This window comes from Companilactobacillus paralimentarius (assembly GCF_963227125.1).
Lineage (GTDB): Bacteria > Bacillota > Bacilli > Lactobacillales > Lactobacillaceae > Companilactobacillus > Companilactobacillus paralimentarius.
In genome coordinates this window covers 1,170,073-1,194,120 of the sequence record NZ_OY724131.1, presented here as the reverse complement: position 1 = coordinate 1,194,120, position 24,048 = coordinate 1,170,073, and the positions used below count along the sequence as shown (strand labels likewise).

At 35.0% G+C, this 24,048-nt stretch carries 20 protein-coding genes and 1 riboswitch; of the genes, 3 read left to right on the top strand and 17 right to left on the bottom strand.

All coding sequences use genetic code 11. From position 1 onward, the window contains the following. Nucleotides 1–70: 70 nt before the first annotated feature. The 3 genes from ACI6PB_RS05690 to ACI6PB_RS05680 all read left to right on the top strand — a co-directional run bounded on the left by ACI6PB_RS05690 (nt 71) and on the right by ACI6PB_RS05680 (nt 1,838). Nucleotides 71–478 (top strand): iron-sulfur cluster biosynthesis family protein, encoded by a 408-nt coding sequence (locus ACI6PB_RS05690; RefSeq protein ID WP_025085658.1) that lies wholly within the window; start codon nt 71–73, stop codon nt 476–478. A gap of 164 nt (nt 479–642) precedes the next feature. Continuing rightward, a complete protein-coding gene (locus ACI6PB_RS05685; protein WP_025085659.1) occupies nt 643–1,050 on the top strand; it encodes an iron-sulfur cluster biosynthesis family protein in 408 nt (135 codons plus the stop codon). Between the two features lie 107 nt (nt 1,051–1,157). Further along, complete coding sequence (locus ACI6PB_RS05680) at nt 1,158–1,838, top strand: YjjG family noncanonical pyrimidine nucleotidase (RefSeq protein ID WP_025085660.1); 681 nt, start codon at nt 1,158–1,160, stop codon at nt 1,836–1,838. 83 nt (nt 1,839–1,921) lie between these two features. On the opposite strand, the gene ACI6PB_RS05675 is transcribed toward ACI6PB_RS05680, so the two are convergent. From ACI6PB_RS05675 to ACI6PB_RS05595, 17 genes are all read right to left on the bottom strand, one after another. Next, nucleotides 1,922–4,612 (bottom strand): cation-translocating P-type ATPase, encoded by a 2,691-nt coding sequence (locus ACI6PB_RS05675; RefSeq protein ID WP_309510978.1) that lies wholly within the window; start codon nt 4,610–4,612, stop codon nt 1,922–1,924. A 245-nt stretch (nt 4,613–4,857) separates the two neighbouring features. Continuing rightward, nucleotides 4,858–6,114: a GH25 family lysozyme gene (locus ACI6PB_RS05670; RefSeq protein ID WP_025085662.1), complete on the bottom strand. Its 1,257-nt coding sequence runs from the start codon at nt 6,112–6,114 to the stop codon at nt 4,858–4,860. Between the two features lie 257 nt (nt 6,115–6,371). Beyond that, nucleotides 6,372–7,829: a glycoside hydrolase family 1 protein gene (locus ACI6PB_RS05665; RefSeq protein WP_404327906.1), complete on the bottom strand. Its 1,458-nt coding sequence runs from the start codon at nt 7,827–7,829 to the stop codon at nt 6,372–6,374. 3 nt (nt 7,830–7,832) lie between these two features. Next, nucleotides 7,833–9,131: a PTS sugar transporter subunit IIC gene (locus ACI6PB_RS05660; protein ID WP_404327905.1), complete on the bottom strand. Its 1,299-nt coding sequence runs from the start codon at nt 9,129–9,131 to the stop codon at nt 7,833–7,835. Between the two features lie 146 nt (nt 9,132–9,277). After that, a complete protein-coding gene (locus ACI6PB_RS05655) occupies nt 9,278–10,432 on the bottom strand; it encodes an ROK family transcriptional regulator (protein ID WP_025085664.1) in 1,155 nt (384 codons plus the stop codon). A gap of 135 nt (nt 10,433–10,567) precedes the next feature. Next, the gene (gene yicI, locus ACI6PB_RS05650; protein WP_404327904.1) at nt 10,568–12,859 is read right to left on the bottom strand and encodes an alpha-xylosidase; all 2,292 of its coding nucleotides are present in this window, start codon (nt 12,857–12,859) and stop codon (nt 10,568–10,570) included. Nucleotides 12,860–13,158: 299 nt separating this feature from the next. Beyond that, nucleotides 13,159–13,971 carry an HAD family hydrolase gene (locus ACI6PB_RS05645; protein WP_404280155.1) on the bottom strand — a complete coding sequence of 271 codons (813 nt, stop codon included), beginning with the start codon at nt 13,969–13,971 and terminating at the stop codon, nt 13,159–13,161. Between the two features lie 81 nt (nt 13,972–14,052). Beyond that, nucleotides 14,053–14,658 carry a putative quinol monooxygenase gene (locus ACI6PB_RS05640; RefSeq protein WP_404327903.1) on the bottom strand — a complete coding sequence of 202 codons (606 nt, stop codon included), beginning with the start codon at nt 14,656–14,658 and terminating at the stop codon, nt 14,053–14,055. Between the two features lie 11 nt (nt 14,659–14,669). Next, entirely contained in the window at nt 14,670–15,257 is a 588-nt protein-coding gene (locus ACI6PB_RS05635; RefSeq protein WP_034544560.1) for a maltose acetyltransferase domain-containing protein, read from the bottom strand. A gap of 6 nt (nt 15,258–15,263) precedes the next feature. After that, on the bottom strand, nt 15,264–15,824 hold the full coding sequence (locus ACI6PB_RS05630) for a DapH/DapD/GlmU-related protein (protein WP_227005225.1): 561 nt from the start codon (nt 15,822–15,824) through the stop codon (nt 15,264–15,266). A 191-nt stretch (nt 15,825–16,015) separates the two neighbouring features. Further along, nucleotides 16,016–17,305, bottom strand: a complete 1,290-nt coding sequence (locus tag ACI6PB_RS05625) for a bifunctional folylpolyglutamate synthase/dihydrofolate synthase (RefSeq protein ID WP_404327902.1) — start codon at nt 17,303–17,305, stop codon at nt 16,016–16,018. A 2-nt stretch (nt 17,306–17,307) separates the two neighbouring features. Beyond that, nucleotides 17,308–17,847 (bottom strand): folate family ECF transporter S component, encoded by a 540-nt coding sequence (locus tag ACI6PB_RS05620; protein ID WP_193322480.1) that lies wholly within the window; start codon nt 17,845–17,847, stop codon nt 17,308–17,310. 28 nt (nt 17,848–17,875) lie between these two features. Next, nucleotides 17,876–17,970: riboswitch (THF riboswitch) on the bottom strand. 249 nt (nt 17,971–18,219) lie between these two features. Beyond that, the gene (locus tag ACI6PB_RS05615; RefSeq protein ID WP_404327901.1) at nt 18,220–19,206 is read right to left on the bottom strand and encodes an aldose epimerase family protein; all 987 of its coding nucleotides are present in this window, start codon (nt 19,204–19,206) and stop codon (nt 18,220–18,222) included. A gap of 17 nt (nt 19,207–19,223) precedes the next feature. Then, entirely contained in the window at nt 19,224–19,895 is a 672-nt protein-coding gene (gene pgmB, locus ACI6PB_RS05610; RefSeq protein WP_404327900.1) for a beta-phosphoglucomutase, read from the bottom strand. Between the two features lie 66 nt (nt 19,896–19,961). Then, nucleotides 19,962–22,205, bottom strand: a complete 2,244-nt coding sequence (locus ACI6PB_RS05605) for a glycoside hydrolase family 65 protein (protein WP_404327899.1) — start codon at nt 22,203–22,205, stop codon at nt 19,962–19,964. A 61-nt stretch (nt 22,206–22,266) separates the two neighbouring features. Next, on the bottom strand, nt 22,267–23,370 hold the full coding sequence (locus ACI6PB_RS05600) for an ABC transporter ATP-binding protein (protein ID WP_404327898.1): 1,104 nt from the start codon (nt 23,368–23,370) through the stop codon (nt 22,267–22,269). Nucleotides 23,371–23,458: 88 nt separating this feature from the next. Continuing rightward, nucleotides 23,459–23,989, bottom strand: coding sequence for a hypothetical protein (locus ACI6PB_RS05595; RefSeq protein ID WP_404351226.1), 531 nt, complete (start codon nt 23,987–23,989; stop codon nt 23,459–23,461). Between the last annotated feature and the right edge of the window lie 59 nt (nt 23,990–24,048).

Here is a 24,048-nt window from a genome sequence, read left to right as displayed (position 1 = left end):
GTAAGTGTAATAAAGGTTGTGTGCAAATAGAGATTGCACAATCTATTTGGCAATAGAAAGGATCCTAACTATGAAAATCAACTTTAAAGATGAAGCATTAAAATATTTAGAAGATAAAATTCCAACTGGCAGTACTGTTATTTTGACAACAGATGATGGTTCAAATAAATATTCCAGCTTGGGCGGTAGTTGTGCTATCGGTGATAAATTTCAATTAGTTATTCTTAAAGATGCTGATCCTAAATATACTGTTCCGATCGAAAATAATGCTGGTTACAACATGACAACTGAGGAACAATACACTGATTTCTTTACTGATGGTCTAAATATCTCACTTTGGCATAATGCCTTAGCTCTTAAAGACAACAGTGGTATTCTTGATGGTGCCCTTTCAGTTGTTGATTGGAGAAATGTTAAACCCGAAACTGCTGAGCAACGCCATAACAAGATGGTTAAACTTGGCGATCAAATTTGCTAATAAATTTAATAAAGATGTAAATCAAATGCATCTTTTTTCTTCAAAGTAAAAGATTGTGTACAATTAATTTGCAATAAACTTAAATATGATGTATAGTAATACTTGTAATAAAGATTCAATCAAAAGAACTTTTAAATAAATACAAATAAGTGAGGAAAACAACTATGAAAATTAATATTAAAGATGAAGCACAAGCATATTTAGCAGAAAGAATTCCTAGTGGATTCCCAATGATTCTTACAACAGATGATGGTTCAAACAAATATTCTAGTCTTGGTGGTAGCTGTGCTATCGGTGATAAATTTCAAATCGTTATTTTAAAAGATGAAGATCCTAAATACACCGTAGATCTTGAAAATAACGCAGGTTACGATTTGAAGACATCCCCTTCCGATGCTGATCTACTAACAGATGGTTTGAATACTTCATTATGGCACAATGCCTTAGCTCTCAAAGACAATAGTGGTATTCTCGATGGTGCCCTTTCAGTTGTTGATTGGAGAAATGTTAAACCTGAATCAGCAGAAGAACGTCGTGAAAAAATGGTTAAACTTGGTGATCAGATCTGTTAATCAGATGACATGCAAACGAAAACTTAGGATGAATTTTCCTAAGTTTTTTTTTTATAAACAAATTTAGCAGTATAATGCAATTAATATAATTATCGTGGAGGAATTAAATGAAATATCCTATTTTGCTATTCGATCTTGATAATACTATTCTTGACACTAAAGCCAACGCTGAAAAGGCACTACATAGATTGTCAAAGCAGATTAACTTCCCCTTCACCGACGATCAGATTGCCTATTGGCATGAATTAAACGACGGACTTTGGGAAAAATTAGAACGTAAAGAAATCAAACGTGACGATCTTTTGAATACTCGTTTTGAATTATACTTTGATCACTTTGGAAAAAAAGTTAATGGTACTAAAGTAAATGCGGCCTATCTTGAACTCTTTAAACTAGAAAATATTCTTATGCCACATGCTAAACAAGTTTTAGATGCACTACATCAAACTCATCATATCTATGCAATTTCAAACGGTACTAAAGAAAAACAATACTCACAGCTTACTCGTTCCAACTTACTAACTGATTTTGATGATTTATATCTATCCGAAGATCTTGGTTATCAGAAGCCTGATCCTAATTTCTTCAAAATTGTTATCGACAAAATTGGTATTGATCAACAAAAAATGTTAGTTATCGGTGACTCATTAACAGCGGATATTTCCGGCGCCAATGCGGCTCATCTGGATTCTGTTTGGTTCAATCCTAAAGAAATTGCTAATCAAACTACTTTTGAAGCAACTTATGAGATCAAAAGCTTGGAGCAATTGCTCAGCTTATCAAAATAATTACTTATACAAAAATGGCGTTCATATTGACTAAATCGGTCAACATGAACGCCATTTTGCTTTATAAACACGTTTATTATCCTTTACTTGCTAGTGCGACGTTGAAAGAACTTAACAATTTCAACAATAAGTACCATCAAGACACCAGCACCTAAAACAATTGACCATTGTAACAAATTCAACTCTGTTACATGGAATAATCCATTAAAGCCTGGTACTAAAATTGTCGCTGCAACCATAATAAATGAAGTGGCAACTCCAATATTAAATATCTTATTCTTGAATGGATGTACTTTGAAAATTGATTGGTAAGTTGATTTAACATTAAATGCATGGAATAACTGAATCAAGGCCAAAGTAGCATAAGCCATTGTCAAGGCATCAGCGTGCATAGCAGCATTTGCAGTGTGAACTGGAAATGTAATTGCCAATCCATAAACTCCTAATGTAATCAGACCTTCTAGAATGCCTTGGTAGACAATCGAGGAACCAATTCCACCACCTAAGAAGCTAGACTTACGACCACGGGGTTTTCGATCCATAATGCCTGGTTCTGTTGGTTCAACACCTAAAGCAATTGCTGGGAAAGTATCTGTTGCTAAATTGATCCACAATAGTTGAACTGGAAGTAAAATGTCCCAACCCAACAGTGTCATCATGAATAAAGTCAATACTTCACCTAAGTTTGCTGAAAGTAAATACTGAATCGACTTTTGGATATTCGAGAAGACTTTTCGTCCTTCCTCAACAGCTACGATAATAGTAGCAAAATTATCGTCGGCTAAAACCATATCTGATGCACCTTTAGATACTTCAGTACCAGTGATACCCATTCCAATACCGATATCAGCTGATTTCAAAGCGGGGGCATCATTAACTCCATCCCCTGTCATCGCTACAACTTTACCTTTATCTTGCCAAGCACTAACAATTCTAACTTTGTGTTCCGGTGAGACACGAGCATAAACTGAATACTGTTGAACTTTTTTATCAAATTCCTCGTCACTCAGTTGATCCAATTGAGCTCCTGTAATAACTGCTCCATCATCACCTGGTTTAATGATACCTAATCGTTTAGCAATAGCTTCAGCGGTATCTTGATGATCACCAGTAATCATAATTGGGCGGATACCAGCCTTTTTAGCATCTGCTACAGCTTGAGCGGCTTCTGGACGTTCTGGATCAATCATTCCGATCAATCCGGCAAAAATCAAATCATTTTCGACAGTGTCAGAATCTACTGTTGTTGGTATCTGGTCAACGATCTTATATCCCATTGCCAACACTCGTAAAGCTTGAACGGCCATATTTTTATTTTGTTTCAGAATTTCAGTTTCATCGGCTTCTGTAAAATCACGTACTTCACCTGGGGTAGCCTGAATCTTAGTAACACGCTGCAATAACATATCAGGTGCACCTTTTACGGCCACCAGATACTTACTATTTGGCAATTGATGAATCGTTGACATCAATTTACGTTCTGAATCGAACGGCACTTCTGCAACACGTGGTTCTTTAACTAACTCATCTTCCACCTGATAATCGTGGTCAAAGCCAAATTGTACTAGAGCTGTTTCAGTTGGATCACCTACTAGAGTTCCATCACTTTGAATCTTTGTATCGTTACTAAAGGTCATAACCTGTAGAACTTTATCGGCATCCGAAATTGGTTCCGAAGCATCTTGTAATTTGCCGTATTGATAAATTTTTTCCACGGTCATTTTATTCTGTGTTAACGTACCTGTTTTATCAGAGGCAACAATTTCTGTACTTCCTAATGTTTCTACAGCTGGTAATTTACGAACTAAAGCTTTTCTTTTGGCCATCCTTGTTGTTCCTAAAGCCAAAATGATTGTAACAATAGCGGGTAACCCTTCAGGAATAGCAGCAACTGCTAACGAGATTGCTACCAATAGCATATTAATAACCAGTTCATTCATTGGTAGACCATCGTGATTATTGAAAATACCTACTGCAAAAATAACTGCAGCAATAACCAAAATTAACCAAGTTAAAGTTTTCCCTAAAGAATTCAAATTATCTTGTAATGGTGTTCCAATATCTTCAGCTCGATTGATCATTCCAGCAATTTGCCCAACTTGTGTGTCCATACCAATACTGACAACAATGCCGACGCCTCGACCATATGTCACATTACTGTTCATATAGGCCATGTTCTTCCGATCACCCAAAGGAATGTCCTCATCTGCCAACACTTCAGCGGATTTTTCTACGGGAACAGATTCACCGGTTAAAGCTGATTCCTCAATCTTCATGGAGGCCGAATCGAGCAAGCGAATATCGGCAGGTACAATATCACCAGCTTCTAATAAAACTACATCCCCCACAACTAAATCCTCACTACTAATGGTTTCTAATTTTCCATTTCGTCTTACGTGAGCTTCTGGAGTCGACATTTCCTTTAATGCATCGATAGCTTCCTCGGCTTTTGATTCCTGAAAAACACCAAAAATAGCATTGATAATAACAACGGCCAAAATCAGTGCTGCGTCGGCCCATTCTTTAGCTACCAATCCAGATATTAATGCGGCTGCCAATAAAACAATAATCATGAAGTCCTTAAACTGATCTAAGAAACGCTGGATAAGATTCTTTCGTTTCCCTTGAGCTAGAGCATTAGGACCGTTTTCTTTCAAAAGCTTTGCAGCCTGTTGATTACTTAATCCATCCTCGCTAGTTTTAAATTTACTTAGCAAAGATCCTTTACTTAAAGCATAGTACCGAGAAAACTTTTTATTTTCGACTTGTTTCATTAGTATCCCTTCTTTCTATAAAAAAAGAGACCTGCACGCTAAATATGCGTACAAGTCTCACTAATTAAGACAAAACCAGAGCTACGTCTTGTTGACGATTTTGTCACAGCAACCTGCAAGTTACTCCCTTGTTATGTCTTCATTATAAAGGAATCCAAAATTTAAAGCAAAGAACAAGTAACTTATTTTTCTATAAAAAAAGATGTTGTGAAAACTCACAACATCTTAGATAAATTCAAAATTTATTAGGCAATTACATAAGCTGAACTAACCCATTCGTTAGTAGCAACTCGATAATATGTTACACCGTTAACAACTTTAGTTTGATCTGTTTGCCATGGTGTGTTATTACCTAAAACTTCATTAGTGATATCTTTCATTGAACCATCACTTTGTAAAGCTTGAAGTTTAACGTATAATCCTGAAGGATTCTTCACCTTAATGACGTTACTGCTACTAGATGAACTGTTTGAACTACTATTATTAGTAGTTGCAGATGATGAACTGTTTCCAGTTACATAACTTGCAGCCACCCATTCATTTGTAGCGACACGATAATATGTTACGCCATTCACTGATTTAGTTTGATCCGTTTGCCATGGTGTGTTATTACCTAGAACTTCGCTAGTGATTCTCTTCATCGTACCGTCACTTTGAAGTGCCATTAAAGGAACGTAACTGCCAGAAGAATTCTTGACAGTAATTACATCTTTACTTGCACCGGCACTGTTTGAACCACTGTCGGTTGAAGCAGAACTACTTGAGCTACTATTATCTGTAGTAGTTGTTGTAGTTGAGCTAGAACCAGCTGGTGCTGTATAACTTGCAAAGTAATCATCGTAAAGTTCTGAAACATCAAAGTTTCCATAGCTACCGTTGAATGTATATGAACTTGACCATTGCCATGCATGTTGAGTTGTATATTCTTCTACACCTGTAGCATTGTATGGATATGCTGCAATCCATCCTTGATCCACAGTCATAGTTGTACCAACCCATGAACCCATAGTGTAAATACATGAACGATATCCGTATTTAGCAACTTCGCTCATAAAGGCTGCATTGTTAGCATCATTTTGAGATGTTGATAAGTTCTGTTGTTCCGAACTTTCAACATCAGTTGCTAAAACAGCTCCACTTGGCAAACCATCAGCTTGAGCAATTTTGGCAGCGTAGTCAGCTTCAGCTTTAGCACCACTAACAGTACTATATCTAGCATAATGATAACCATTAACATATAAGCCAGCAGATTTAGCAGCTGTAATATTACCAGCAGCTGTTGTATCTTTAAATGATGTACCTTCACTAACTTTAGTAACAATCGCTTTGATACCATAATTATTATGCATATCAGTAAAATTAGAAATGGTCATCGCCCCATTGTTATTGGACACATCAACCATATCAGCACGTGCTGCTTGGACATCTGTTGCACCCACGAAAAACAAAACTATCGACATTACCGTAGTAAGAGCTACAATAATTCTTCTTTTCAAAGCCATAATTCCCTTCTCCCTTTCGTTGCCATCGCAACAAAACAAATTATAAAGCAGAAATCTTGACAATGACGGAAAGTTACAGTTTTGTTCACTGATAGTAACTAAAATGTAACAAAAAAAGGAAAAATAACTATTGAATTATTGACAATATTTAGCTTTATTAATTATTAGTTATATTAAGTATCACTTTTAAGTAATGTCAAAAATCAAATAACAAAAAAAATCCCATAGACTTTTTAAATCATCTATGAGATTTTCATTTAAGAATTTCTTCGAATAAAATCACGATACCAATAAAAACTCTTTTTAGGTATACGAGTCAAATTTTTAGGACCATTATCATCACGATCAACGTATACAAATCCATAGCGTTTTTTATATCCATTTAACCAACTCAATAAATCTGTAAAGGACCACGCACAATACCCTAATAAATCTACACCATCAGTCAAAGCACGTTGCATTTCCGTTATATGTGTTTGTAAGTAATCAATCCGATATTGATCATTAATCACATTATTGTCTTCTAACTTATCCTGGGCTCCTAAACCATTTTCAGTAACCATTATTGGTAATTGATATTTTTCGTAGACCCGACGCAATGAGATTCTGAAACCTACTGAATCAATCTCCCATCCCCACTGTGTCTTATGCAAATAAGGATTCTCTACATTGTTAAACATTGCCATCTCTGGTGTTTGTGCCTGAGTACCTTTAGGTTGCATCAAATATGGATCAGTTTTCGAAAAATTCTTTTCATGCTGCGTAGTTTTATCAGGATGCTCAATTTGATTCTGTTGGAACGTCCCCCCATGGTAATAATTGATACCTAGAAAATCAGGTTTAGCCGATTTCAATAGTTTTTCATCATCCAAAGTCACCTCTGGAGCAATGCCAAGATCCTTTAAATGATTCATGACTAAAGCTGGATAAGTTCCTCGACAATAAACATCTAACCACCAATTATTATTAAAATCATCAGCGTTATCTGCTGCTAAAACATCATTAGGATCTGCTGTGATCGGATAGGTTGGACCATAACCAAAACTAGGACCAATTTTACCCTGTGGAACCATCTGATGAAATAAGTTAATCACCTCGGCATTTGCAAGGTTGACGATATGATTGGCTGCATACATTCGCTTAACATCACTAACATTAGGTGGATGTGAAGCCCATCTATAGCCCATTGCTGTAAAAACGTTCTGTTCATTAAAGGTTACCCAATATTTAACTCGATCTCCAAATGCCTTGAAAACAGTTTGACAGTATTTTTTAAAGGCTTGAATGGCTTTTCTAGATTCCCAACCATTATATTTATCTTGCAATGCTTGGGGAATATCCCAGTGATACAAAGTTACAATCGGTTCAATATGATATTTTATTAACTCATTAATTAAATTATCATAAAACTTTAAGCCTTCTGGATTAACGGTCCCTTCACCATCTGGAATTATCCGTGACCACGCAATTGAAAAACGATAAGCTTTCAATCCCATTTCTGACATCAAACGGACATCTTCTTTATATCGATGATAATGATCAACAGCAATATCACCATTCGTACCATTGAAAGTTTTACCAGGAATTTTGGTAAAGGTATCCCAGATTGAAGGACCTTTACCATCCTCGTCAAAAGCACCCTCAATTTGATAGGCAGCAGAAGCAGCTCCCCAAAGAAAATTCTTAGGAAATTTTTTTAATCTTTGATAATACATTAATTATGCTCCCTTTACAGAAGTGTCAGTAGCTATTGAATCGTCTGTAGCTGCATTTTCTTTTTTAGCCTCTTCAGCTTGTTCAACCTTTAATTCTTGACGGTCTAAGACTTTGAAGAATGGATAGTATGCTGCAACGGAAACAATCAATTCAATTAATTGCCAAAGTGATGCACGCCAATCTCCACCAGTCATAAGGAATCCACTAATAACTGTAGGTGTTGTCCAAGGAACTTGAGCTACGATCATACCAATGACACCAAACTTCATAAGATAGTACGTAATAAATTCTAGAACCATCGGTGTAACAATAAATGGAACCATCAAAGTAGGATTTAAAACAACAGGTAAACCAAACATAATAGGTTCACTGATATTAAAGACTGAAGGCATGAATCCAAGATTACGCATTGCCTTATAACGTTTACTCTTAGCAGTGAACATGCAAAGAACTAATCCTAAAATAGCACCTGTACCACCAATAGTTAATCCAAAGTTCAAGAAACCATCAGCAGCAATGTGAACTGGAGCATGTCCTTTTGCTACAGCATTGATATTAGCTGTTAAGAAGCTTAAGAATACTGGTGTATAAATACTGCCAATTACGTTAGTACCATGAACACCAACAACCCAAAGTGCAAGTACTAAGAAGATAGCCAATTCAATACCCCAAATGCTATCTAATCCAACAACAAGTGGTGAGAAAATAAATTGGATAACTGAGTTGATATTGACATGTAATACAACTCTAACTAACCAAACAAGGAACAATGCAATTGAGCCAGGAATCAAAGATGAAAATGATTTGGCAACTGCAGGTGGAACTGAGTCAGGTAATTCGATTGTCCAATTACGGGCAACACAGAAACGAATAATTTCACTAGAAATAATACAAATGACAATAGCTGTAAAGATACCACCTGATCCAAGATCGGCTGGATCGATAGTCAACTTATTGTTCAACATCGCTAATAAGAATGCAACCGTAGGAATAACCGTTCCTGTCATTGTATCCAATTTATTAGCCTTAGCTGATTGATAGCTAATTCCCATAGCTACAATTAAAGCCAAAATACCAAAAGTAACTGTTACAGCAGCATTTAAATAACCTGAAATAGGTTTAATAAAGTCAGCCCACCAAGTAAATGGCAAATTAGCGACAATCATAAAAATACTACCAAAAATAGTAAATGGAATTGTAATAATCATTCCATCACGAAGAACAACCATATACTTCAGATTTCCAAATTTTGCTAAAGCTGGCAAAAATTTATTTTGAAATCCGGAAATAATACTTTTCATAAATAACCCTCCTAGTTAGTTTTTTTATTAAAAGAACTAACTAGAATGTAACCGTTTTCTAAAGAAACGTCAAGCCCTTATTAAAAATAATTATTCGAAATAATCGTAAATAAAAAAGACTAATATCTTTATATCAGTCCCTTTCACTACTCACTAACTGTGGGCATGGTTCTATTTTTGAATTGTAAATCGGCATCTGGAAGTTCTAATATTCTTCTAGTTATCATCGCACAACCACCCAATAAACTATTACTACTTACACTATCAGAAACTTCAATATAAAATTCATGATCTACTACTTGCGACAATTCCTTTTCAACACGCTTCATTATTTCAGGAATCGCCTGCAAAACTCGAGAACTTATGACCACTTTTTCAGGATCAAATAGCAAAAAAATATTTTGTAAAATAATAATTATACTAGTTTCAAAATTTTTCAAAACTTCTTGCACGATTTCATCCCCTAGATCATACCAACGACGAATATCAGCAATAACTACTGAGGATTGTTTTAAGTCTTGAATTTGTGTAAAAACAGCTTGATCAGAGCCTACATTCTCTAATGACAATGGACTTTTATTACCCAAGCCGTAATACTTGCCCGAGCCGATTTCTCCTGCTCGACTATTTTTTCCTGAATAAAGTTGACCATTAATGATCGCTCCAACTCCAATTTGATCAGTCAGGCTGAGTGCAATAGCATCTTGAATTGAAATACCTGAAAAGTCTTTTATTGCTAAAGCTGCCAAATTGGCCTCATTTTCCAATAGTACTGGTACATTAAATCTACTCTGCAAAATTTGAACCAAATCATACTGAATCAAATCTTGACTCATAGCTTTGACAATATGATTATCCTTAACGACCCCATAAATTGCGACGGAAATACCCATTAAGTCAGCATTATCAAGCGTAGATAATTTAATAGCCTGATATAATGCTAACAATTGCTTTGAGGCATCCTTGCCATCGATAGGAAACTCCTGATAATTTACAACACTTCCATCTAACCAATTTGTCATACAACTAATCGTAGCCTGATTAATTTTTGTATTTATAGTATATCCAGCTTGAGCATTAAAATTAGTCAAGACTGGTTTACGTCCACCACTACGAGTACTGTTTCCCTGACCGATGTCATATACCAAATTATCATTAGCTAATTTAGTAAAAATATTATAGACAGTCGACTTAGTTAATCCTAGTTTTTTTGCTACAGCAGCCCGAGATGTTGGTGTCTGATTGAACACTTCGCGCAACACATTCAGCTCATTTATCCTTCTAATAGTTAATCTATTCATTAAACATACCTTCTCAACGGCTTTAATATAAACAATTTAATAATCCTAATTACATACTACATATGTATAGACCAATCGGCAACTATTAGCAATAAAAAGACAGATCCATTCTTAAAACGAATCTGTCACAATAGTTTATTCTAAATTAAAGACAACCTGATTATCAATTAATCCTTTTTGCATAATTTGTTCATTTTCATGTAAATATACTCTTACTTTACCTTTAACGCCAACAGTTGATACCTTAATTTGTTGATTTTTTCTTTGAACTCTAATGGAAGCTGCCTCTAGTCCTTTAGAACTAACGATATTAGTTGAGACAGTCCCTTCTTTGATCTGATATAAGTGAATATCAACGTTCTTAGTATAATCATATTCAGCATGAATGGCTTTTTCATTACGTACCAAAATAGTATTTTCACGTACCAAGACTGGCAAACTTAATTCATCGAATTTATCGTTTAACCACTCCCCTGACTCAGGTGCTTGATAAACCTTATTATCCAACAAACTAGTCCACTTCCCCCCTGGTAAGTAGAAGTGTGCCTTGCCTTGATCATTAAAGATTGGTGCTACTAAGATTTGAGAACCAAACATATATTGTGTGGCCAAATCTGAAACATTCGGATCATCTTCAAATTCTAAAAACATTGGTCTCATCAGAGGATTACCAAACTTAGCATCGTAAGCCGCCTGTGTATAAAGATATGGCATCAATGATAACTTTAAATTTACATATCGTCTAGTATTCTCAACGGCTTCTTGATCAAAATTCCATGGTACACGATAAACATTACTTCCATGATATCGACTATGTGAAGATAACAATCCAAATTGGGTCCAACGCTTGTATAGGTCAGGTGTTGGCCGATCATCACCATCTTCAAATCCTCCAATATCATGACTCCAGAATCCAAAACCAGATACTAGAAACGACAAACCGCCACGTAAGGTATCACGCATGGAATTATAGTTAGATAGACAATCGCCACCCCAGTGAACAGGATATGACTGAGAACCTACTGTTGCTGAACGAGCAAAGACCACGGCTTCTTTTTTACCCTTAACCTCTGCGATAATATCGTAGACTGCTTGATTATATTGCAGTGTGTAGTAATTATGTTCCTGTTGTGGATTTGAGCCATCATAAAACTGAACATCATCAATTGGTATCCGCTCGCCAAAATCAGTCTTGAAGCAATCTACTCCCATATCCAACAATTCTTTTAACTTACTTTTATACCATTTTTTAGCGGCCGGATTCGTAAAATCAATAAACCCATTACCTGCTTGCCACAAATCCCATTGCCATACATCACCATTTTGACGCTTAATCAAATAGCCCTTTTCCTTAGCCTCTTTAAATAATGGTGATTTTTGAGCAATATAAGGATTTAACCAGACACAGACTTTCACACCACGTTCATGAATCTTTCTCAATAATCCTTCAGGATCAGGAAATTGTTCCTTATCCCATGCTAAAGTACACCATTCAAAGCCCTTTTGCCAGAAACAATCAAAATGAAAAACATCCAAAGGAATATCATGTTCCTTCATGCCATCAATGAATTTAAGAACAGTTTCCTCACTATAGTCGGTCGTAAATGAAGTACTTAGCCAAAGTCCAAATGACCATGCTGGTGGTAAATTGATTTTTCCGGTTAATTGAGTATAACGATGCAATACTTCTTTAGACGTTGGACCGTAAATTACATAGTATTGCAATGATTGACCTTCAGTACTGAATTGCACTCGATCAACATTTTCTGATGCCACCTCAAATGAAACTTTTTGCGGTTCATCTACAAATACACCATAACCATTACTGCTTAAATAAAATGGAATATTCTTGTAAGCTTGCTCGCTTCCCGTTCCACCATCTTGATTCCAAGTATCTATGGACTGACCATTCTTGACAAAATTACCAAATCTTTCTCCTAGGCCATAAATTTTTTCATCAATACCCATTGATAATTGTTCGCGCATATAATTTTGTTTTTTATCGCGATTATATATAACTCCTTGAGCCTTTTGGACTGATTCAGTAACCAAATGATTATTGGCTGTAAACTTCATTAAAAAGTCCTCATTCAATGGTAATGACACTTTTAAGTCGCCACTTTTCAAAGAAGCCATTTTATCTTTCACTTGAATGTCTACTTTAGGGTTCAAATTATTAATTTTGAAACTAGGACCATGATCTTCAGAGTCAAAATGTTCCAGTTTAACGCCAATGACATTCTCTATAGGAGAAGTCAGTGTTATAGTTGTTGCTCCTAAGTTAAGTTGATCACCCCTGCTTAAAACTCTTTTAAACGGTGCAAAGACCTTTAGACTATTCCCTTCTTTTTGTGCATCATAAGCTTCCATCGGTGAATCAATCTGATATTCTTCACGATTCATCCAATAACCATTTGTAAACTTCACTATTGCAGCCTCCTATCAGGACAATTTTAGTTAGTTTTTTTAAACAAAAAACTAACGATAACGCTTACATTATACACATGTAGAACAGCTTAATTCAATTCTATTAATCAAAAAAATCATAAAATTCAATATTTAGATTTTTATTGAGATTTAGTTTGGAATAAATTATATAATTTTTAATTAAAAAGATGTCCATATCAACCATAAACTGGTTGATATGAACATCTCGTATTTTGTTAACGTGTGCTCTAGTCAAACTTCAATAATTACGAGTTTTCTTGATTAACAAGCTAATTATTTTAGAATTCATCTTTAAAGAAGTTCTCTAAGAATGCAGCAATACCATCTTTAGCATTTGTTTCCGTTACATAGTTGGCTTGCTCTTTGATTGTACTTACTCCATTCCCCATAGCAACCGAATATTTAGCCTGTTGCATCATTCCTAAGTCATTCATGCCATCACCAAAGACAAAGGTATGATCAGCATCGATACGTTGTTCCCATTGAACTTGCTGAATAGCAGTAGCCTTATCGGTCTTCAAAGGGATCATTTCAATATTATCGGGACCTGAGGATGATAAACGTAATTTCTTACTATCAGCTAACTTAGCTTTGGCTTGATTCAATTCATCCATGTCTCCACGACTCAAAACAACTCCATTGGTAATTTTGTCAGCTACCTGACGTAATTCTTCTAGATTTTCAATTTCTTTATAACCAAATGCTTCATCGAAGTTACCAGCATTCTGAGCAATAAAGTGTGGAATTTTTTCAGTAAAATAAGCTGTTTCTGGTGTAAACAACATCATTGGTAACTTATTAACTTGAGTTATTTGATAGGCTAGTTCAACTGTCTTGCTACCCAACAGTGTAACTTCACGACCGTTGATACCGTCGAAAACCGCACCATTAGAGGTAATCAATCCTACTTCAGGATTCAACAAATTCTGAGTAATCTTGGCTAACTCATACATTCTTCCTGTAGCAATATAGAATTTAACATCGTGCTTCTGTAAGCGCTCAATTGTAGCTTTAGTACGAACCGAAATATGTTTATGGTCACTTGATAGCAGTGTCCCATCTAAATCCATAAATACTAAATATTTTGACATTTTAAAGTCCTCGTCTGTTTTATAAATAATTACATACTCTATTGTAGCAGACTATTGAAAACGTTTACTTGTTTTTGCTGATTATTCCAACTTTAAATCGGCTTGACTGACCATAGTATCAACCTTCAATTCATGGATTGTATATTCAGTTGAAATTTGTGATAAATACTGATTAACATTTATTTCTTGCATAGCTGATTTATCCTTAAAAATATCAATAATTACCCAATGATTAGAATCGACACTACTTACAAGATTAGCCACAGTATTTTTAGAAATATTTTTTAAAAATTTTACATTATTATGATTTACGGTAACTTCAAGTAAACGAACAAAATATGGATTCTCACCCTTAATTTCTAACGGTTGATTACTCGTGTGAAGTCTTTCTAAACTTAATTTATGAATCTCCTTAGATTGAACCACTTTCTGAGCTAATTTGGCATAATGTTGAAATTGCGGTGAAGCCGCATGAATTTGATAACTGGCATCATCTTGATACATTTCAAAAATATAATTAACGCTACCAGCCTCATCCTCATGTGTTGCTACCATCATTAAAGTGCCTGATTCGTTTTGATACGATGTTATTAAATTATTCACTCCTTCTGCTAAGAAGGCCTGCTGGTTCTTAGGATCAATGGTTAATTTGTACAAGCTGAAAATCGGTTTTTTCAGTAATTTCACAATCATTCACCTCATTTATTTTTTAAACTAGGTAAGTTTTTGATTACTTTAGCAGGAACGCCGCCGACAATACAATTATCAGGTATGTCATTTACAACTACTGCTCCGGCTCCAACAATTACATTATTACCAATATGGACACCACCGATAATTGTCACATTACCACCGACCCAAACATCATTACCAATTGAAATAGGCTCAGTGTGTGTAATCAAATAATGGCTACCATCTTCACGAACTCCAAAACGATGACTAGCATCTATTGAATGTTCACCACAATAGAATTTAGTATCTGGAGCAACAATAACACGATCACCTAAAGTGATTAAATTAGAATCTTGGAAATAACAGTTGCCATTGATAAAATCATCATCACCAAAACTAATATGTGATCCGTAGATTGCCCCAAATTGCCCATTAATTGTTAGATTGGTGCCAACATGTTTGAATAGCGACTGCATTGTCTCACTACGTTGCTTATCATCAGTTTGAGTGTTGATTTCCTGAATCATTTTTTTACCACGGGCAATCATCTGTTGTAATTCAGAATCTCGATAGTCATATTCCTGACCGGCCAATAATTTTTCATGTTCTGTCATAATATTTTATCCCCTAACGTCCCTAATTTTTTTAGCTGGTGATCCAACTACGACACTATTCGGTGCTACATCCTTGGTTACTACTGAGGCCGCTCCAACAATTGAATTCTCGCCAATTGTCACTCCAGGAAGCACTGTAACACCAGTTCCGAGCCAAACATTTTTTCCAATATGAATCGATTTTGTAATCAAAGTTTTTCTTTTCGTAGGAGCCTCTCCATGATTTACTGTTATCAAAACCACCCTTGGACCCAACTTAGTACCTTCATCAATCCAAACACCGCCTAAGTCCATGAAAAAACAATCTTTATTGATAAAAACATTGTCTTTAATAAAAGTATGACAACCTAGATCTGCATTGAACGGTGCTTTAATATCGCTAGTATTAGGAACTTGATAACCGAACAAACGACTGAACAACCTTCGACGTTCATCAATTGAATGATTTTGATAATTAATTTCATTAATTATTTGTGTATTTTTTTCTACTGTTTGATCAACCAATTTAAAATCGGCTTCATCATAATCCAAAATTCCGCCCTTTAAAGCTTTATCTAATGCATTCATTTTTCTTACCTCTTTACCTTTTAGAATAAAGGTAGAGTGTACATTCGTCTAATACTTATCTTGTATTTAGACAAATTCATTTTTTGAATAACAAAAACACACTCCAACTAATATTAGTTCGTCCTACAATACAAAAAGACAATCTTCCGATTCCAAAGGAACCAAGAAGATTGTCTTTTCAGCTCAATCTTTTATTTAATTTGTGAACGTACTTCTGAAGAAAAATAAAGTGATCCCGCAATCAAAAGTAGCTCATTTGGTTGTAATTCATTTTTCAGTTTCCGATAAGCCTCGTGCCAGTCAGCATTCAACTTTATCCGCGGTTGCCAAGCTTTAAAATCTTCCAATTTCAAAGCTCTTTCATCATCAAAGGTTGTCATGGTGATTTCAACATTGGGTATCTGTAATAACTCTTCCAACATTAATTTAATATCCTTTGTCACAATAGCTGAAAACAATATTTTTACATGATAATTTTGATAGTCAGTCAAAAGGTTTTCCTTCAATCGTTTAATCGCATGAGGATTATGTGCTCCATCCATAATTACCAAAGGTTTTAAACTAATAATCTCCATTCGTGCTGGCCATTTAGTTTGTAGTAACCCATTAACAATCTTACTTTTGTTAAAAGGCAAATTATGTTTTTGAGTATAGAGATAGTACATGTCCAATGCCACAGCTGCATTTTCAACTTGTTGATGACCAATCAATGGTGTCTCCAAATTTTTTAATTGTATTTCACGATTATGAAAATTGAATTCTTCAAATTGCTGTCTAACAAATCCTCGATAATCGGTTTGATAGTCTCGTTTCCAAATATATACTGGTGCATCATTTTTTGCTGCTTGGGTTTTAATAACGTTCAATGCATCTTCAGAAACATTTCCAACAATTAACGGTGTATTTTTTTTAATGATACCAGCCTTTTGATAAGCTATTTTTTCAATTGTATCCCCTAAAAAGGCAGTATGATCTAATCCAATCGTTGTAATAGCAGTCAACTCTGGTTCAATGACATTAGTACTATCTAGCAGGCCACCCATGCCCACTTCAATAATTGCTATGTCTACTCGTCCTTTAAAATAAGAAAAGGCTAACCCAGTGAGAATTTCAAATTCAGTTATACTGTAAAATTCTTTTTGTCTATCCATTTGCTCAACTAATGGTTTAATCTGATTTCCCAGTTTAACCAAGTTAAAACTATCAATTTCTTGTCCATTGATTTCCACTTGTTCAGCAAAATCTTTAATGAATGGCGAATTAAAAGTACCAATTTTCAAACCATTGGTACGCAACAGATTAGCCAAATAGCGTGTCGTTGATCCTTTTCCATTAGTTCCTGCAACATGGATTGTCGGATAAGTTCGTTCAGGATTACCGAGCAAACGTAATAATTCAGTAATACGTTCTAATCCAGGACAACTGCCAAAGTAACCTCGTGAAATAATCCACTGAATAACCTCTGAACCTGTCTTAAACATTTTTATCCTTTCGCCATGTAACGACTAGCAAGCATTTTTAGTGGTAGTGCCTTACCAAAGAACATAATTGAACCTGTTTGAATAAAGAGCATGGCAACTGCTTTAATAATTCTAGGAACCCAAAGCCCCATGTTAAAGAATGGCACATGATACATGATTGATAACCATAATGGTGTTAAAAACAAACTAATAATAAGGGTATTTAGTAAAACACAGATGAAAGTATTTTTTAAAGTAATTTCTTTTTTGTAGAAGAATAATCCATATAAAACACCTGAAATAAGCGCATTTAACGTAAAGCCAATAAAGAATCCAGCTTTACCAAATAATGTTGTCCCGACAACATCAGCTACTACCGATGAAATTCCCGCCCAAAGCGGACCAAAGAACATTCCTAAAATGGCTTGTGGTATGAATTCAAATGAAATACGTAGGAATTGCGTTTGTATACTTAAAAAATTAGTTAAAACAATCATCATTGCTACTAAAAGACCCATTGTGGTAATCGAATAAATACTGTTTTTCTTGTTCATTTTGAGCATCTCCTCTTAGAGCTGCTACATATCATTATGCAGCGAATGCGAGAATAAAACCGCGAATTTACTTCTTCGTTCAAAAGCACATTCCGTCTTTTTGACACTTAACGCTTTATCCTCTACTCTGTTATCTTTTTATTTTTAAATTGTGGTATTACTATTATTTTCCTCCCCACTTATTTAACTTTTTAAATATAACGTCTAATAGCGAACAATGTCAATAGATTTTGTGTATATAGTTCGTATAACACGTATTAATAAATATTAAAAAAATCGATACAAAAATTCTAATTTAAGAATTCTCGTATCGATTATTATTAAACTTTAACTTGTTAATTCTTCAACAAATACTTTTAAACTAAATGACACAGTAACGCTCTAATCCAACCTACGATATTTATACTTATTAGTATAGGCTACTTTCTTATCCTTACTTAAAACAATATCGCCAAAACCCGGATGATGAATAGCATCTGGCAGTGTTTGTAATTCCATTGCTAAACAACTGTAATCGTATTTTGCGGCTTTTTGAGCATCTTCAGGATTAGCGGTAAAAATAACCATACCATTACGATCTGTATACAAATCAACAGCACGTTTATCAGATTTGATTGTAGCAGCATGGCCATCAACGACAAAAGTGTCATCATATTCATGCTTATCTAATAAGGATAGTTGATCTAATCCCTTACCAATTGTCTTAAACTTTTTGAAATCATAAGGTCCTTCAGTTGGTAAATATTGTCCTGTAGGAATCTTCCCATCATCGACTTCCAAAAGTTTTTCAGAATTTATTTGTAACTGCTGCTGACTAATATTTTCGTCATCAACATCAAAATAAACATGACATGTCGGATTGAATAAAGTATCGTGATCAGTATTTGCACCGTAAGTGACATAAACTTCATCGTTATCGGTTAACATATAGATAACATTAACTTCAAGCTTTCCAGGAAAGCCATCCTCACCCCTTACGGTATGGCTGAACATTACGGCTTTATTAGAAATTTGTCGACTGGAGAAGTTTTGGTATTGAAGTCCATGACTACCACCATGTAAAAAGTTTTCACCTTCATTTTGTTCCATTTGGTAACTTTCATCATTAATTTTAAAAGTAGCATCCTTAATTCTTCCAGCTACACGTCCAATTGTTTTACCAACCTGATAAGGTGTTTTAATGTAATCTTCTAAATTATCAAAATGCTCAATCAATGAATGCTTTTTACCATCCTCAACAACTTCAAAATTTTGCCAAGTCGCCGCATAACTTATAATACTAATACTTGTTTGATTTTTATTAGTGATTTTATAGAGGTACACCGGTTCAGAATCAATTTCCCCAAAAATTGTTTTTGAAATGCCCATTTTTTTACCCCTCTTTGCTAATTCATTGCCTTCTTAATATTTGCTAGTGTTACTTGTGATGTATCAGTGAAGTTAATATCGGCCTCATTTAAGATTTCTGGATCACCAATACCAACAGACGTTTCATGAGCACCGTTAACTGATTTGATACCTGAAACGGCATCTTCAAGTCCGATACATTCCTCAGGTCTCAAATTTAATACTTCAGCACCACGAACATAAATCTCTGGATCTGGTTTCCCATTTTTCAAAGTACTTGGATCGACTCTGGCATCAAAGTATTTTTCCAAGTCTAAAGCTTCCAATACTTTTGGTGAATTTTTAGAAGATGAGGCTAAAGAAATCAAATAATTATTTGCACTCAAATCTTCAATAAATTCTTTCATACCAGGAAGAATATCTTTATCAGTAAGTCCCTTTAAAAGGCTTAAGTAGTTGTCATTCTTTTCAGTAGCATACTTAACTTTTTCATCTTCTGTGTAATCGTTTTCTTTGCCACCAGACTTTAAAATCAAGTTAAGTGAATCCATTCTACCAACACCCTTTAGTTGGTTAGCCAAATCCTCAGTCCATGTGACACCTAATTTATCTGCCAATTGATGCCATGCTTTTGCATGAAAAACTGATGTATTAGCAATTACTCCATCTAAATCGAAGATGAAACCTTTAATTTGTTCAAATTTAACCATATCGCGTTATTAACTCCTTTGATAAAAAGATGTCTGAAATAACTTCCAGACATCTTAAGTTTACAATTATTTTAGCATTAGCGGTTTATCGTTGACTTGAATTTGAAGTGGATCACCGGATACCAACTTAAATTCTGATCCATTTTCCTTGACGGTTATTTCGATGACACGACCTCTGAATACTTGTCTAAATGAGTAACTGTTCCATTTCTTAGGTAAGAATGGTTTATAACTCAAAGTACCATCGTCGTGAACACGCATACCCGCAAATCCTTGAACCATGGCTAACCAGCCACCTGTCATCGAAGTAATGTGTAAACCATCTGCAGTGTCATTATTATAATTGTCTAAGTCTAGTCTAGCTGTTCTCTCATATAATGCAACCGCTTTCTGGTCATAATGTAAATCTGCAGCCAAAACAGCATGAATTGCTGGTGAAAGACTTGACTCATGAACTGTCAATGGTTCATAGAAATCAAAGTTACGTTTCTTCTCACGTTCTGAAAAGTCATCAATAAAATCCCAAATACCTTGAAGAACATCACCTTGTTTGATATATGGTGAACGTAGAATCTTGTCCCATGACCAATGTTGATTGATTGGTAGTTGATCCTTTGGAATAGAGCTAACTGGTTCAATGTCTTTATCTAAGAAACCATCATGTTGAACGAAAATGCCAAGATCTTCGTCATATGGCAAATACATTTTGTCTACAATATCTTGCCAGTGATCCATTTCTTCTTTAGAAACATTCAATTTTTCAAATTGATCTTTACTTACTTCGCCAAGGATTTGTAGTGTATATTTTAGAGTCCAGCGAGCTAAGAAATTTGTATACCAATTGTTGTCGACATTGTTTTCATATTCATCTGGTCCAGTAACGCCATGAATCATATATTGTTCATTACGTTTACTATAGTGAACACGATCAGACCAGAAGCGTGACATTTCTGTCAACATTTTGCTACCTTCATGAAGAACAAATGATTTATCACCTGTGTAACGAGTGTAATTATAAATAGCAAACGCTATATCGCCGTTACGGTGAATTTCCTCAAAAGTAATTTCCCATTCATTATGGCATTCAATACCGTTGAAAGTAACCATTGGATATAACGCACCTTTTAGTCCTTGTCTTTCAGCATTGATGTATGCACCTTTCAATTGGTTATAACGATACATTAGCAGATTACGTGATACCTCTGGTTGAGAAACACCTAAATAAACTGGAATACAGAAAGCTTCAGTGTCCCAATATGTAGCCCCACCATACTTCTCACCAGTGAAACCTTTTGGTCCAATATTCAAACGTGAATCTTCGCCAGAATATGTTGTAAATAATCCAAAGAGATTGAAACGCATACCTTGTTGAGCATCTGTGTCGCCATCAATCTTGATATCTGATTGATTCCAACGATTATCCCAAACATTTTCATGTGCACTTAGCAACTCTTCATAAGAAACATCTTTAACTTTGGCAGAAATACCTTCCATAGCATCTCTTAAATCATCAACAGTTTCATAATCACGTGAAGTAACTACAGCAACGCGTTTTTCAATTGTACCGATTTCATGCGATTCTAAATTTGCTACAAAAGTCTTGCTAGTTTCTAATTTGTCGACGGTATGATCGATTTCTTTTAGTCCAGTTACATAACCAACTTGCATTCCTGAAGTAAATCTTGGCGTACCAAAATCATTAGGCTTAGTTTTAGCAATCAAACTGTTATCAGTTATTTCCAAAACTTGCCAGAAACGTTCATCGTAATTAGCATCTTCATTTTTGACATCAGCATCAATCGCTGAGATCACTTTGATATCAACTGTCTGATCAGAAAGATTTTCGAAACTGACCTTTTGTACTGATAATTCCTTTTGAGCAACACTCAAAAATCTTACAAAATTGAATTTTACTTTAATACCATCCTTGTCAACAATAAAAGATCTTGTTAGAGTGGCATTTTTCATATTTAAATCTAAAGTAAAATCACTAATAATATCTTTATTTAAATCTAACTTAGAGCCATTGATCAAAAAGTTCATTTTAATAAAATTAACAGCATTGATAACTTTGCCAAAATACTTGGGATATCCATTTTTCCACCAACCCACACGGGTCTTATCGGGATACCAGATACCGGCTAGGTAAATTCCAGGAAGATCATCCCCTGAATAATCTTCTTCAAAATTACCTCTCATGCCCATATAACCATTGCCTAAACTTGTTAAACTCTCTTGAAGACGTTTATTTTTTTTATCCAATTTGTGGGTTACAACATTCCAAGGATCAACCTCAAAAATTCTTTGCATCTACGACACCTCCTATAAAGAAAGGTAATTAGGTAAAATACCTAATTACCTTTCTTAATCCTTAAAGAATTGTTTCGTCTGTATCTTTGTCAAAGTAATGTGCTTTTGTCATTTCAAAAGCCATACGAACATCATCGCCAGGTTGACGATGGTCACGTGAATCAACTTTTGCAATAAAGTCAGTTCCACCGAGATTAGAGTAAAGAATTGATTCTGCACCTAGCAATTCAGAAACTTGAATCTTAGCATTAATTATGGCATCAGGGAAGGCTTGAATTGCGACTTCTTCAGCATGAATGTCTTCAGGACGAATACCAAATGTAAGCTCCTTACCAACATAGCCTTTTTGTTTAAGTACTTTATATTGACCTTCAGGAACAGCAATATTAATTCCGCCATTGTTAACAATTTTGCCATCTTCAAGTTTGACATCAAAGAAGTTAGTTGCCGGTGAACCAATAAATCCAGCAACGAATTTATTAGCGGGCTTGCTGTATAGCTCAGATGGTGTACCAACTTGCTGAATCATACCATCATTCATAATAACGATACGATCAGCCATAGTCATAGCTTCAACTTGATCATGAGTAACGTAGATAAAGTTACGTCCCAAACGTTGGTGCAATTGAGCAATTTCAGTACGCATTTGTACTCTCAATTTAGCATCCAAGTTTGATAATGGTTCATCAAGCAAGAATAAATTTGCATCACGGACAATGGCACGACCTAAGGCAACACGTTGTCTTTGACCACCAGATAGAGCCGCTGGCTTACGTTTTAGATAAGGAGTTAATCCTAAGATTTTAGCAGCATTTTCAACTCTTTTCTTAGTATCCTCCTTGTCATTCTTACGAATATTTAAACCAAACGCCATATTATCAAAGACGGTCATATGAGGATACAAAGCATAGTTTTGGAAAACCATGGCGATATCACGATCTTTGGGTTGTACCTTATTCATGACTTTATCATCCATCTTGAAGTCGCCTTTTGTAATATCTTCTAGTCCCGCTATCATACGCAATGTGGTGGATTTACCACATCCGGAAGGTCCAACGAAGACAATAAATTCACCATCTTTAATGTCTAGGTTGAAATCACTAACTGAATAGTCAGTATTACCTTGATAGCGTTTGTAAATGTGTTCCAAATTAATTTTTACCATTTTTAACGCTCCTTTTATTTTTTGACTTCCAGTTAACTAATAAGTTTAATCTTACTAATCAATCTAGATGTGTCCTCCACACCCAAAGTCAATCCTTTTTGGCTACTTGACCACCTAATAATCTGTATGAAACATACGTTGAAAGCGATATACTGCAGATCACACTTAAAAAGGCCAATTGCAAAACGAAATTCAACAATATCAAGATTAAAAATACTATTACTGAGATAATAATGGGTAAAGGTCTTTCAACAAATAATGTTAAGTAATTCGCAAATTTAGCTGTTGCCAATTGAAAACTGATTGTTACCAAAGCCATAAAATATACAAAGGTTAAAATCAAAACTGCCATATGCCATTGCGGATTCCCAATCGTAAGTTTATTCAATAAAATGAACATACTAGCGAAAAAGCCTAACCCAAAGTTGAGACGATAGTTTTTCTGAAAATCAAACCATTTTTTAAAAAAATACTTAAAGAAACTTATACTACCATTTATTTGCCATTCTTGAACCGCAGCGTAACTTGCTGCTAATCCGGGAATAGTAAATACCGACATCATTAACCAAAGAATTATTAAAACAACATTATATGTTACAGAGAACTTCAAATTAAACAAAATTATTGCCGTCAATATTACTGAGAAGTTAATGATAAAAAATGAAAAGTTTATCGTAA

Coding starts and splice junctions, on each gene's coding strand:
- ACI6PB_RS05635 (WP_034544560.1), bottom strand. CDS start 15,257: ATGACAGAACATGAAAAATTATTGGCCGGTCAGGAATATGACTATCGA.
- ACI6PB_RS05660 (WP_404327905.1), bottom strand. CDS start 9,131: ATGAAAAGTATTATTTCCGGATTTCAAAATAAATTTTTGCCAGCTTTA.
- ACI6PB_RS05605 (WP_404327899.1), bottom strand. CDS start 22,205: ATGCAAAGAATTTTTGAGGTTGATCCTTGGAATGTTGTAACCCACAAA.
- ACI6PB_RS05675 (WP_309510978.1), bottom strand. CDS start 4,612: ATGAAACAAGTCGAAAATAAAAAGTTTTCTCGGTACTATGCTTTAAGT.
- ACI6PB_RS05625 (WP_404327902.1), bottom strand. CDS start 17,305: ATGTTTAAGACAGGTTCAGAGGTTATTCAGTGGATTATTTCACGAGGT.
- ACI6PB_RS05690 (WP_025085658.1), top strand. CDS start 71: ATGAAAATCAACTTTAAAGATGAAGCATTAAAATATTTAGAAGATAAA.
- ACI6PB_RS05600 (WP_404327898.1), bottom strand. CDS start 23,370: ATGGTAAAAATTAATTTGGAACACATTTACAAACGCTATCAAGGTAAT.
- ACI6PB_RS05685 (WP_025085659.1), top strand. CDS start 643: ATGAAAATTAATATTAAAGATGAAGCACAAGCATATTTAGCAGAAAGA.
- ACI6PB_RS05665 (WP_404327906.1), bottom strand. CDS start 7,829: ATGTATTATCAAAGATTAAAAAAATTTCCTAAGAATTTTCTTTGGGGA.
- ACI6PB_RS05630 (WP_227005225.1), bottom strand. CDS start 15,824: ATGAATGCATTAGATAAAGCTTTAAAGGGCGGAATTTTGGATTATGAT.
- pgmB (WP_404327900.1), bottom strand. CDS start 19,895: ATGGTTAAATTTGAACAAATTAAAGGTTTCATCTTCGATTTAGATGGA.
- ACI6PB_RS05615 (WP_404327901.1), bottom strand. CDS start 19,206: ATGGGCATTTCAAAAACAATTTTTGGGGAAATTGATTCTGAACCGGTG.
- ACI6PB_RS05620 (WP_193322480.1), bottom strand. CDS start 17,847: ATGCTCAAAATGAACAAGAAAAACAGTATTTATTCGATTACCACAATG.
- ACI6PB_RS05670 (WP_025085662.1), bottom strand. CDS start 6,114: ATGGCTTTGAAAAGAAGAATTATTGTAGCTCTTACTACGGTAATGTCG.
- ACI6PB_RS05655 (WP_025085664.1), bottom strand. CDS start 10,432: ATGAATAGATTAACTATTAGAAGGATAAATGAGCTGAATGTGTTGCGC.
- ACI6PB_RS05680 (WP_025085660.1), top strand. CDS start 1,158: ATGAAATATCCTATTTTGCTATTCGATCTTGATAATACTATTCTTGAC.
- ACI6PB_RS05645 (WP_404280155.1), bottom strand. CDS start 13,971: ATGTCAAAATATTTAGTATTTATGGATTTAGATGGGACACTGCTATCA.